Annotated in this window: 11 protein-coding genes and 2 pseudogenes; 5 read left to right on the top strand and 8 right to left on the bottom strand. The window is 67.2% G+C overall.

Going from position 1 to position 11401, the window contains the following annotated elements; all coding sequences use genetic code 11:
- Positions 1-436: 436 nt before the first annotated feature.
- On the top strand, positions 437-1792 hold the full coding sequence (locus ACWGH4_RS21485) for a tetratricopeptide repeat protein (RefSeq protein WP_453463208.1): 1356 nt from the start codon (positions 437-439) through the stop codon (positions 1790-1792).
- A gap of 115 nt (positions 1793-1907) precedes the next feature.
- Here the strand turns inward: ACWGH4_RS21485 and ACWGH4_RS21480 are convergent, their stop codons facing one another.
- The 5 genes and pseudogenes from ACWGH4_RS21480 to rpmF form a co-directional block, all read right to left on the bottom strand.
- Entirely contained in the window at positions 1908-2150 is a 243-nt protein-coding gene (locus tag ACWGH4_RS21480) for a hypothetical protein (RefSeq protein WP_453463205.1), read from the bottom strand.
- A gap of 78 nt (positions 2151-2228) precedes the next feature.
- A protein-coding gene (locus ACWGH4_RS21475) for an IS5 family transposase (RefSeq protein ID WP_453463202.1) occupies positions 2229-3045 on the bottom strand; the annotation gives its coding sequence in 2 pieces (ribosomal slippage) (positions 2229-2703 and positions 2702-3045; 819 coding nt in all).
- A 46-nt stretch (positions 3046-3091) separates the two neighbouring features.
- Positions 3092-3675 (bottom strand): annotated as a pseudogene (locus ACWGH4_RS21470) (DinB family protein).
- 308 nt (positions 3676-3983) lie between these two features.
- Positions 3984-5168: a GTP-binding protein gene (locus ACWGH4_RS21465; RefSeq protein WP_453463200.1), complete on the bottom strand. Its 1185-nt coding sequence runs from the start codon at positions 5166-5168 to the stop codon at positions 3984-3986.
- Positions 5169-5174: 6 nt separating this feature from the next.
- Positions 5175-5345 carry a 50S ribosomal protein L32 gene (gene rpmF / locus ACWGH4_RS21460; RefSeq protein ID WP_441267491.1) on the bottom strand — a complete coding sequence of 57 codons (171 nt, stop codon included), beginning with the start codon at positions 5343-5345 and terminating at the stop codon, positions 5175-5177.
- Positions 5346-5772: 427 nt separating this feature from the next.
- On the opposite strand from rpmF, the gene ACWGH4_RS21455 reads away from it, so the two are divergent.
- A complete protein-coding gene (locus ACWGH4_RS21455) occupies positions 5773-5976 on the top strand; it encodes a cold shock domain-containing protein (RefSeq protein WP_441267493.1) in 204 nt (67 codons plus the stop codon).
- Positions 5977-6089: 113 nt separating this feature from the next.
- Here ACWGH4_RS21455 and ACWGH4_RS21450 read toward each other — a convergent pair whose 3' ends face one another.
- Complete coding sequence (locus tag ACWGH4_RS21450; protein WP_453463196.1) at positions 6090-6314, bottom strand: BTAD domain-containing putative transcriptional regulator; 225 nt, start codon at positions 6312-6314, stop codon at positions 6090-6092.
- 235 nt (positions 6315-6549) lie between these two features.
- Here ACWGH4_RS21450 and ACWGH4_RS21445 point away from each other — a divergent pair, with 235 nt between their 5' ends.
- Positions 6550-7182: a hypothetical protein gene (locus ACWGH4_RS21445; RefSeq protein WP_453463211.1), complete on the top strand. Its 633-nt coding sequence runs from the start codon at positions 6550-6552 to the stop codon at positions 7180-7182.
- A 60-nt stretch (positions 7183-7242) separates the two neighbouring features.
- Here the strand turns inward: ACWGH4_RS21445 and ACWGH4_RS21440 are convergent.
- Together ACWGH4_RS21440 and ACWGH4_RS21435 are read right to left on the bottom strand one after the other, a co-directional pair.
- A pseudogene (locus ACWGH4_RS21440) lies at positions 7243-7347 on the bottom strand (IS5/IS1182 family transposase); the annotation flags it as partial.
- A 160-nt stretch (positions 7348-7507) separates the two neighbouring features.
- Positions 7508-8440 carry a hypothetical protein gene (locus ACWGH4_RS21435; RefSeq protein ID WP_453463193.1) on the bottom strand — a complete coding sequence of 311 codons (933 nt, stop codon included), beginning with the start codon at positions 8438-8440 and terminating at the stop codon, positions 7508-7510.
- 649 nt (positions 8441-9089) lie between these two features.
- Here ACWGH4_RS21435 and ACWGH4_RS21430 point away from each other — a divergent pair.
- Together ACWGH4_RS21430 and ACWGH4_RS21425 are read left to right on the top strand one after the other, a co-directional pair.
- On the top strand, positions 9090-9551 hold the full coding sequence (locus ACWGH4_RS21430) for a hypothetical protein (RefSeq protein WP_453463190.1): 462 nt from the start codon (positions 9090-9092) through the stop codon (positions 9549-9551).
- Between the two features lie 397 nt (positions 9552-9948).
- On the top strand, positions 9949-11337 hold the full coding sequence (locus ACWGH4_RS21425; RefSeq protein WP_453463187.1) for an MFS transporter: 1389 nt from the start codon (positions 9949-9951) through the stop codon (positions 11335-11337).
- Positions 11338-11401 lie beyond the last annotated feature (64 nt).

The following is an 11401-nucleotide window of genomic DNA, read 5'->3' as shown; positions in this document are numbered from 1 at the left end:
GGGCCCGCCTCGGTCCGTACGGCGACGACACGGCTATCAGCCGGCGGGCGTGAGGACCACGATCGCTTCCTCGCAGGGCCGTCGGCCGCTTTCTCGCAGGGCCGTCGGCGAACGTCTTGAGCATCTCGAGCTCGCCCTCGTCGACGGCCAGATCCCCAGTGGAGCTTGGTGCCGATCCACTCGCCGCTGCAGCGGCAGTACTGGTCGGTGGCCGGCGGGAGCCACTCGGCCGGTCCTGGTCTCCGCCTAGGACCGGTTGGTGCGGCCCGTGACCGCGACCAACAAGGTCGCGGTGCCCTGGTCGTTGGCATACGCGTCGCGCTTGGCCGCGGTCCTGGCGGAGGCCCCGACTGGCGGAGAGCGTCATTCCAACCGTGCTGTATTCGAAACGACCAGTGGTACCGGCGCTCAGGGGTCGGCGCTATGGTGCGTGGCCGTGGACCCTGCTGATCTTGACCATCGGGCCCGGACGCGGTCCGGCTGCATCCCACCGGAACTGGTCTCCCTGCTGCTCCACCAGGGCCATGCAGCCGTGGTGGAGGAGTGGGCCGGACGTGGGGAGTGGTTCTGCGCGCTGGTGTGGGCGCGGCTGCTGGGCGAGCGGGGCCGACAGGCCGACGCACTGGAGGTGCTCGGCCCGTACGCAGCTACGGGCTGGTGGACGGCCGTCGTAGCGACCGCCGAGCTGCTGGAGGGCTGGGGCCGGATCGAGGAAGCGATCGAGACCGTCCGGGCCCGGATGGCCGTCGGTCACCCGATGGCGTTGGAGGCCTACACGCGGCTGCTTGCCCGGCACGGCCGCGCCGAGGAGGCGTTCACCATGCTGCTGCCGCACGCCGACGACTGGGCGCTCGCCACCGCCCTGGTCGACGTGGCCGCCGTCGCCGGCCGTGACGAGGAGGCCGCCGCGCTGCTCGCCGCCCGGATCCGGGCCGACCACCGCTGCGACGGCCCGTGGTGCTGCCGCGGCCTCGACCCCGACACGGCGATCGGGCTACTCGCGACGATCCGCGAGCGCCAGGGCCACATCGACGGGGCCATCGCCCTGCTCAGGCACCGGCAGATCACCTCGGTCAACAGCCGCCACCAGCTCGCCGACCTGTTGGCCCGGCACGGCCGGATCGAGGAACTGCGTGCCTACGCGGCGACCGACGGACATGGGGCGGCCGTACAGCGGCTGGCGGAGCTGCTGGAGGAGTGTGGCGACGTTGAGGGCGCGATCGCTGCATACGGGCAGACCGACGGACCCGCCGCCTGGAACCCGAAGTCGGCTTACGAGCTCGCGCAGCTCCTGGCCCGGCATGGCCGGGGCGACGAGGCGATCGCCGTGATGCGCGCCCAGGCCGACGCCCACCACGGCGACGACTGGATTCTCCACACCCTGTCCGAGCTGTGTCTCGACCAGGGCCGCCCCTCCGACGGCCTGGCCCACCTCGACGCCCTCGCCGCCCAGTTCGGGGGCGAGGATGAGTGGGAGCTGTTCTGGATGCGGCTGCCGCTGATCGCGGCCTGCAGTGGGGTCGACGAGGCGGTTGAACGGGCCCGAGCCCACCCCGAGGGCACCACTTGGTACGCGGCGGAACACATCGCTCGGCTTCTCGCCGACGCCGGGCGCACCAAGGAAGCCGTCACCGTCCTTCAGCAACATGACCGCAGGAACAGCCACGACCTGGCCGGCTACCTCATCGACCTCGGCCGTATCGACGAAGCCTTGGCCGTCCTTCAGCAGCCCCGCCCCCAGACGCCCGCTGTGCCGACGGCACCGCCATGGTCGGAAGATGCCCCCTTCTGAAGCCCTGCCCGGTCCGGGCCTGTCACGGGGGCGAGGACTGCGGGCGGATGGTCCTGGGCCCGACCGATGGCTCTTCCGTGGCATCGGGATCACCACCTCAGTCGGACGCTGCGCGTCACGTCTGATTATCGAAGTGCTCCATAAGCTTCTGCTGGAGCGCCTGAAGTATAGGACTGTCCTGTTTGAGCATCGACAGGCGGTTCTCCGCAGTGGCGGCGTAGGCAGCGTCTGCCCTCACATTGGTCGTTGCCGCGGTGAGGAGGTAGCCGTTGCGGGCATCCATGGCCGATGCCTCGTCGACAGCCTGCCCCCTTCGCATCAGATAGCGGTCCAGGGCCGTTTCGTCGCTGGCGATCACGTTCGCGACGACGGACGGCTGCTGCTCAGAAAAGGCGACAGCGGCCCGTTCGCCATTCGCTTGTACTTAGAGGGCGTCTCACGTGGCAAGTTTCGCGAGCTTCTTGTAGCAGGTCAGGGCAGCGGCCAGGCCGAGGAAGGCGAGGAAGTGCGAGCCCTTTCGTTCGTATCGGATGGTCAGGCTACGGTAGCCGAAGAGCCAAGCGATCGACCGCTCGATCTTCCAGCGGTGCCGACCAAGGCGTTCGCCGGACTCGATGCCTGGTCGCGCGATGCGCGCCACGAGCCCACGCTCGCGCAGCCAGCTGAGGTGTTCGGCGGAGAAGTACGCTTTGTCGGCACGGAGTTTGACGGGCCGGCGCCGCCGTGGTCCCCGGCGCGACCGAACGGCGGGGATGCCGAGGATGAGCGGCTTGAGGGCGAGACTGTCGTGCATGTTCGCACCTGACACGGCGACAGCGAGGGGGATGCCCTGGGCGTCGGACAGCACGTGCAGCTTGCTGCTCTTCTTGCCGCGATCGACCGGGTTCGGCCCCGTCAGCGACCCCCCTTTTGGCACGAACGGAGGCCGCGTCGACGATCGCCGAGGTCCAGTCCACCTCGCCCCGGACCCCGAGTTCGTCCAACACCGCCCGATGCAGCCGACGCCACAGGCCGACATCGGTCCATACCGTGAAGCGGCGATGCGCGGTGGCGGAGGACGTGCCGAACGTCGGCGGCAGATGCCGCCAGGCACAGCCGCTGGTCAGGAAGTACACCACTGCGGTGAACACGGCCCGCTCGTTACGCGGAGCGGTCCCGCCACCTTGTGGTCGAGCCGCGAACGATGGCAGTAACGGGGCGACCAGCTCCCAGAGTTCATCCGGAATCAGACGCTTCGACAGATCAGCACTCACGGCCGGCATCATGCCGCTCGAACATCAAATCACATGGGACAGCCTTCTATGCCTTGACTGATGAGGCCGATCTGGCGGCCTGCTCGATCTTCGCGCAGTAGGCGGTGCGGGCGTCCTCATCGATCTGCATCTCGTGTTCGGGGCGCATCCCGGTTCGGCCGTCGACGCCTTCGCGCAGGATGTCGGCGTGCCCGGCATGCCGGTTGGTCTCGCCGAGGACGTGGATCAGGATGGCGAACAGGTTCGTGTTGGCATAAGGCTCCGGCCACCACGGCACGTGGGCGGGGGCATCAAGGGCATCTCGTCGATCGTCGCGTCTGAGTGTTCCCACGTGCGCCGGTAGAACTCGATGATCTGATCGCTTGCCTCGTCCTCAGCCGCCCACAGATCGCTGCCGTCGTGGTCCTGCCACCGGGGCAGAGGTTCCGGGGGCGGCCGGTCGAAGACCTCACCGAAGTACCTGGCCTCGACGCTGGCCACGTGCTTGACCAGGCCGAGGAGGTTGGTCCCGGTCACTGTCAAAGGTCGGCGGGCGTCGTACTCGGACAGGCCGTCGAGTTTCCAGAGCAGCGCCTTGCGGTCCCGCCGCAGTCTCCCGTGCAGGCTGTTCTTCGCGAATTCGTCGATCATGCGGCATGAGCCTGCCATGGGCTACTCGTGGCCTCAAGATCCCGTACGTGGACCGCAACGACCGGCAGAGCCGAAGCCTGGCCATGGCCACCGCCCTGAGCAACTCAAGAATCTCGCGGAACTTGCCACGTGAGACAACCTCTTAGCCGTCATGCCGAGGAACCTTCCCGTGAGCGATGTCCGGAGCATCGCTCGGGGGCGCGGCACTCAACGGCCGAAGCCCCGGCCTCGGCGGATGCGGATGCCGGGGCGGCCGCCGGGCCGGGCCGGGCGGTGCCGTGGCTGCGACCACCGCTCGGCCCGGAGTATCAGGTGCGCGCGACCCCCACGGACACTGGTCCGGGTTGTTCGTGCTCACACGCGTCGTCGATGCCGTATGTCTCCCAGGCCGGGAAGGCGTCGTCGTCGGGTACCGGTTCGCCGTCGGCCAGCAGGCAGTCGACCAGGGCCGCTTGCAGCTCTTGGGCCCGCAGCCCGGTGCCGATGAAGACCAGCTCCTGCCCTTGCGGGGTGTCGGCATCGCGAGCCCCCGAAGGCTCGAAGCGCGCCACAGCACCCGCCTGCGACCACAGCCCCGTCACCCGCGGCCGGCTGGCCAGCCAGAAGAACCCCTTGGAACGGAGAACCTGCCCGAAGCGACCGCTGTCGAGTCGCTCGGTGACCAGGTTCCACAACCGGCCCGGGTGAAAGGGCCTTTCGGCGCGGAACACGGTGGAGGAGATGCCGTACTCCTCGGTCTCCGGGACGTGGTCACCGTTGAGTTCCATGACCCAGCCCGGCGCCTGCTGAGCGCGTTCGACATCGAAGAGTCCGGTACCGAGCACGTCACGCGGCTCCACAGCGCCATGGGTCGCGAGGATGACGCGAGCGACGGGGTTGAGCCGAGCGAGTGCGGCCTTGAGCCGGTCCGCGTCCTCCGCGGGGACGAGGTCGAGCTTGTTGAGCACGAGGACGTCGGCGAACTCGATCTGGTCCATCAGCAGATCGCTGACCGTCCGCTCGTCGTCCTCGTATTGGTCCAGCCCGCGCTCGGCCAGTCCGTCCCCGCCGGTCAGCTCCGGCAGGAAGTTGGCCGCGTCGACGACGGTGACCATGGTGTCGAGCCGGGCGAGTTCGCCAAGGGTGACGCCGTCGTCTCGCGGGAAGGAGAAGGTGGCTGCCACCGGCATCGGTTCTGAGATGCCGCTGGACTCGATGAGCAGGTAGTCGAAGCGGCCCTCGCGCGCCAGGCGGTCGACCTCTTCCAGCAGATCGTCGCGCAGAGTGCAACAGATGCAGCCGTTGGTCATCTCGACGAGTCGTTCCTCGGTGCGCGAGAGGGCCGCCTCGCCGCCGCGGACGAGGGCCGCGTCGATGTTGATCTCGCTCATGTCGTTGACGATCACGGCGACACGAAGCCCGTCGCGGTTGCCCAGGACATGGTTCAGCACGGTCGTCTTGCCCGCGCCGAGGAACCCGGACAGCACGGTGACGGGCAGGGGGTGGTGACTCACGTGCGCTCAGCCTTCGGGGTGCAGCAGGCCGCGCTCGTATGCCTTGACCAGCCGCTGAGGCACCAGATAGCTGGAGCCGTCCACCGTGATCGGCACGAGCTGAGTCGTGCTCGCCTTCCACTGGGCGCGGCGGTGACGAGTGTTACTGCGGGACATCTTCCGCTTGGGAACAGCCATGGGAGTCTCCTCGTTTCTTGACACCCTTACGCTATATGAAAATGGGTTCCATTTCCAACGTGCCCAAACGGTCCGCGAGCCGGGCGGGTCCGGCGTGGAGCTGCGTTGCTGTCCGGACCGGGGGTCCGGAGGCTCATGTCCCGAGCTGGATAGTCGTGTGCGAGCATGACGATGGCTTGGCAACTTCCCTTCAACAGGGGTCCTTTGAGCCCGACCACGGGCGTCACGGGTGCAGTCCACCCGCGCCACGTTCTTCCATGCCATCCGCGATGAGCGCCCGAGTCGGCACCGCTCGTCAGTCGCTGCGGCGAGGTGGTGAATGTCGTCCCATGGGCGTGTCTGCGTCCCGTGAGCACCGGAAGTGAAGACGATCTCATGGCACCCGCAGTACGCGGGACACGCACCCGCACGAATGAAGGAGATCATCATGGCCACCGGTACCGTGAAGTGGTTCAACCCGGAAAAGGGCTTCGGCTTCATCGAGCAGGACGGCGGCGGCCCCGACGTGTTCGTCCACTACTCGGCCATCGCGAGCACCGGATATCGCGAGCTTTCCGAGGGCCAGAAGGTCCAGTTCGACATCACACAAGGCCCCAAGGGACCTCAGGCGGAGAACGTCACACCCGCCTGATTCTCCCTCCCTGTGGCCCGACCGGTCGGGCCACAGGGAGGCGGTGTCCGCAGCGGTTCCGCCAAGAGGACGTGTGTCGGTGAGCATCGGTCAGGGCTTCCTCGGTTGTGCCGTCAGTGCCCGATGGGCTTGTGGCGCACCGGTGCGCTGATGGACGAAGCCGTGGCCAGCAGCGCGTCTGCCCGCCGGCCACAGCGATACAGCGCGAGCATGAGCTGGGTCCACATCCGCTCGCGGAACGGGTGTTCCATCGTCAGCGCGGTCAGCTCGCCGAGAAGCTCGCTGTGCCGACCGAGCCGCAGCCACGGGTTGTCGCTGAAGTCGCCACCCGTGACCAACTTGGCTTGGGTCCACAGGGCGTTGGGTCGCTTGAGCCGGATCTCCTTGTCGAAGTGAACCAGGCTCTTGTCCGCGCCGCGGTAAATGGTGAGTTCACCGTCCGACCACTAATAATGAGTTCTGGAACGAGGCAACCCACCTCGCTGAATCCTCCCTCTAACCTGGCACGGCACCATCGAACGGGGAGAGCACGTGGTCAACCAGCGAGCGGGACGCCCTTGGCCGGGAGGACGCGTGGTCGCCTTCGCCGTCCTCGCCATGACCTGTCTGGCGACAGCCGCCTGTGACAAAGAACGCAAGGGTAACGAGGCGGCTCAGACATCGTCCTCGCCCGCTGAACACAGCACGCCCACCCCCGACTTCAGAGCGGCCTACGCTGCTGGCTACAAAGCAGGCAAGGACGTCTTCAACGACGGAGGCAAAGGAGTTGCGGTACGGGAGGTCCTGGGCGGAGGATGCACCCGCAGAGCCCTGGAAGCAGAAGAGAACACTGCAAACACGGAGGATCGCGGGGCCTGGGTACAGGGCTGCCAAGACGGCGTCAGCAGCGAGCCCAGCACCCCACCGGACCAGCCCGTCACCAAGCGAGAAGCGAACCACCGATTCCTTGATGACTTCCAAGCCTGGGCCCGCGATGAAGGCAATGCCAACATGGCAGATCATGCGACCGGGGTAGCTACCGTCGAACTCGTCGATCCCCACTTTGACGTTGAAGTATCAACTGACTACTCCTCAAACAAGGTTGGAGCAGAGGAGTTCGCGGAGACCTTCGCCAAATGGTGGGACGGCGACGACGGAGAAGGCGTTGCAAGGAACCTCATCATCCTCGACGCACAGGGTCAAAGAATCGTGACCATGCAACTGTGAACCCTGCCTGACTGAGGTGTACCGAGATTCAGAACTCCTAACGGAATCGACACGGTTGGACTGCGTGAGCGTGTCGTGTCGGCGAATGTGGACCAGTCCGACGAGAGCCCGCTGGTGCGGCGGGAGCTTGCAGCGTTGGCCACCCTCGCGGGTGACGATAAGCATGGATACCCACTCGACCAGAACGTGCGGCAGGATTGGGAACCAACGAGCGAGGCGCCTGCGCCATGAGTTGAGACGTCGAACACCTCTCTCAACGGCACAGGAGCCTCGTGCGTTGCGGGACGTCAGCCCGTCACCCGACCAGTGGCCACTCTGCAGGAACTCAGTGGCCCATGGAGCTCAGCTTGTCTCGCAGTGATGTCAGTTCCTTCGAGGCGGTGATTCCGGGAATCGCCTTGAGCCGGTCAACCAGGGCAGCCGTCTCGTCCAGACAGCTCGGCTTGTTGACGCTCTCAATGACCCACGTGTCGCCCTCGGGGTAGAACGTGCTATCGCCACCGGCATCCACGACGGCGATGGGGCCGACCGTGGTCTGGGTCCCGTCATGGTCGAACACGATGTCCGCTACGCCGTACCAGGCCGGTCCCCAGCCGACGGTCTCAGGTCCCATGGTTAGGGTCAGGCGATCCACCTTGTTGTCTTCGACTGTGAAGCTGACGTCCTTCGCCTTCTCGTACGGCGTCTTCGGCAGCTCTAGGGGCATGGGGAAGTCGTAGTTCATGGAGATCTCCAGCTCACCGCCAGACCCGTTACATCTAGGCAGTTGGCCAGCCTCTCGAAGGCGCAGCGTGGCCCTAGTGATCAGGGATGGTCCCGGGGCCCGGTTCTCGAACGTTATGTCAAGGTGTGGCCCCCTGAGGTCTTTGAGATCCTCGTCCTCAGTCTTGTCAGTTCCGTCGATCCCGTTCTTGAGGTAGGCGGCGACACGAGCAACCTTCAGCTTGGGCTGGCGCTCTGCCTCGGATACTCCAGTGGTTGCCTGGACCTCTCCGCTCTTCGCCTGTGAGCGTCCCGAGTCAGAGGAGTCGTTGCCGTAGTAGATGGTGAGACCGACCGCGACGACCGCAGCGCCAAGCGTCAGCAGGCCGATGATGTTCGGTTTGTGCCGCCATCTGGATTCTGGGTTGGCGTCAGGTGTGGGGGCACTTCCGGAGGCCGGCTGCGGCGGCGGAGTCGACGCTGCGGGCGGTGCGGGGCGGGTAACAGACGGGTTGGACGGAGCTGGTGTCGGAGACGTAGACGGTGAAGGCGGCACGGGCACATTCGTGGACGACGTCGGCGCGGGGCTGGGCGGGCCTGAGCTGCCTGGTAACTGGGTGCCCCCTCCGCTGGGCGTGGGGCTGCCGTTCGTACTGTCTCCGGTATTGCCCGAAGAGTTCGACACTTCACTCCTTAAGTTTCTGGTGGTGGAGTCCCGGTACGGTGGAGGAGATTATCGGAGATCCAAGCGGGGTCAGCGACCCTTCCCGCCACCGACCTGTACATCGCGGTGGCGCCGCTGCCCCCTCTGCCGCGCCAGAGGGAGGGTGGGCAACCGTCATCGCCAAAGCCATCCTCACCCTGGAGCCTCAACGCTGAAAGGGCTCAGTCACAACCGTCGTGCTCGAATCGCACCCGCCCGTCGAACGGCGAGGCGGGGTTGCGGCACGCCCCGCAGTCCTCGCCGAGCTGTCCGCTCAGCGCGACCCAGCCTCCGGCACACCATCATCTACGGACTCGCTGAAGCCCGACGAGGAGCTGCGGTTCTCCCCGGACCCGTATGTCAGTGAGCTCGAGAAGCCTCCACCACATCCCACCCGCGTTCGCTGGCTGCGGCACTGCTGCGATCGAAACCCCTGCTGAGCGGTCCCGCGACGGCAAGGGCTCCGCTGTACCCTCACCGGACCATCAATCCTTGGGGGACCATGCGCCACACCACCACAGTCGCGACCGCCGCCGTGCTGCTCCTCGCCCTCACCGCCTGCTCATCCGAGAACCCGCCGAGCAGCGCCTCGCCGAAGTCCGGCCAGAACGCGGCCACCGACCAGCCGAGCGACGAGCCGAACGTGCCGCCGGCCGACGACAGCAAGGAGCTGCTGGAGCAGGCCGTCCGCGCCTACAGCGCCGCCTACTTCGCCACCGACACGAAGAAGGCCCACGGCATGATGTCCGCCCGCTGCCAGGAGAAGATCCCGGCCGAGGTGTACGGGCCGGTCGTTGAGGCGTCGGTGAAGCAGTACGGCGCTCACGACATCAAGACTTTCGCCGTCGACCAGCTGGCCGGCGACCTCGCCCGCGTCACCTACACCTACGCGGTGCCGGCGCTGGACCAGAAGCAGCAGCCGTGGGCGCGTGAGGACGGCGCCTGGCGGTACGACGGCTGCTGACGACATCCGTCCTCGGGGGGTGTCACCGCACCCCCAAGACCTGGCCGCCCGACTTTTCGTACCTTCCCACCGGGGAGGCACGGGCATGGCTACCAAGACAAACGAGGGCATCGGGCGCGAGCGGGAAGACGTCGTCGTCATGCGCACTCGCGACAGGCTGACGTCCGCGAGATTGCGGCCGTCCCGCGCAGCCGCACAGCGGTCCAGAACTACGCGTCCCGGACGGCACAAGTTTCGATCACCGTCGCCCAGGACCGCCTTCCGCCAGCCGGCATGGTGGCCACACGTATAGCCAACCCTCGAACTATGTTGCCCCGCCACATGTGCGCCTGACCTGCGTGTTTCTACGGTGTGGCGACACGCAAACGTCCCCGCCAACTGTCCGGAAGTGGTGTACATGGCCGCCCCAGAAACCGCTCCACCAGCGCCGAGCTCGCTGAAGCGCATCGTCGCCGCCAGTCTCATCGGCACGACCATCGAGTGGTACGACTTCTTCCTCTACGGGTCCGCCGCCGCGCTGGTCTTCAACGAGCTGTTCTTCCCGGATGAGGACCCGCTGGTCGGAACCCTCCTCTCGTTCCTCACCTACGCCGTCGGCTTCGCCGCGCGTCCGCTCGGCGCGCTCGTCTTCGGACACTACGGCGACCGGCTCGGACGTAAGAAGCTGCTGGTGCTCAGCCTGCTCATGATGGGCGGTGCGACCTTCGCGATCGGACTCATGCCGACCCACGCGACGATCGGCTCCGCCGCTCCGATCCTGCTGACCGTGCTGCGGCTCGTGCAGGGTTTCGCGCTCGGCGGCGAGTGGGGCGGCGCGGTGCTGCTGGTGTCCGAGCACGGCGACGCCAAACGGCGCGGATTCTGGGCCTCGTGGCCTCAGACGGGCGCCCCGGCCGGGCAGCTGCTCGCCACCGGTGTGCTGTCCGCGCTCACGGCGCTGCTCTCGGACGCCGCCTTCTCCTCATGGGGCTGGCGCATACCGTTCCTGCTGTCCGGCGTGCTGGTGATCGTCGGCTTGTGGATTCGTCTCTCTGTCGATGAATCGCCGGTCTTCAAGGCCGCGTTGGCCCAGGCCGAGCAGCGCAAGGCGGAGGCCGGCCAGGTGGAGAAGATGCCGGTGGTCGCCGTGCTGCGCCACCACTGGCGCGATGTCCTGATCGCCATGGGCGCGCGTATGGCGGAGAACATCAGCTACTACGTGATCACGGCGTTCATCCTCGTCTACGCGACCACCGCCGTGGACATGAGCAAGCAGACCGCGCTCAACGCCGTCCTCATCGGCTCCGCCGTGCACTTCGCGGTGATCCCGCTGTGGGGTGCGCTGTCCGACCGCATCGGGCGCCGGCCGGTGTATCTGATCGGCGCGATCGGCGTCGGAGCCTGGATGTTCCCGTTCTTCGCGCTCATCGACACGGCCGGGTTCGGCGCCCTGCTGCTCGCCGTCACCGTGGGTCTCGTGCTGCACGGTGCGATGTACGCGCCCCAGGCGGCGTTCTTCTCCGAGATGTTCGCGACGCGGATGCGCTACTCGGGCGCCTCGATCGGCGCGCAGTTCTCATCCGTCGCCGCCGGTGCGCCGGCACCGCTGATCGCCACTGCTCTGCTGGCCGACTACGACTCGTCGACGCCCATAGCCCTGTACGTGATCGCCGCGGCCCTGCTCACCGTGGTGGCCATCGCCTGCGCACGGGAGACGAGGGAGCGGGACCTGACCACGCTGGACAGCGCCGCGGACAAGGTCGAGGACGCTCCGGCCACAGCCGCGGCGGACGCCCGTACCGCCTGACCCGGTGGGCGCCGGCCGGGCGGCCGGCCCCTCCGTATACGCGAACTGCGCGGACCCGGACGGG

This window comes from Streptomyces sp. NPDC054847, from assembly GCF_053610925.1.
This window is presented reverse-complemented; position numbering and strand designations above follow the sequence as displayed.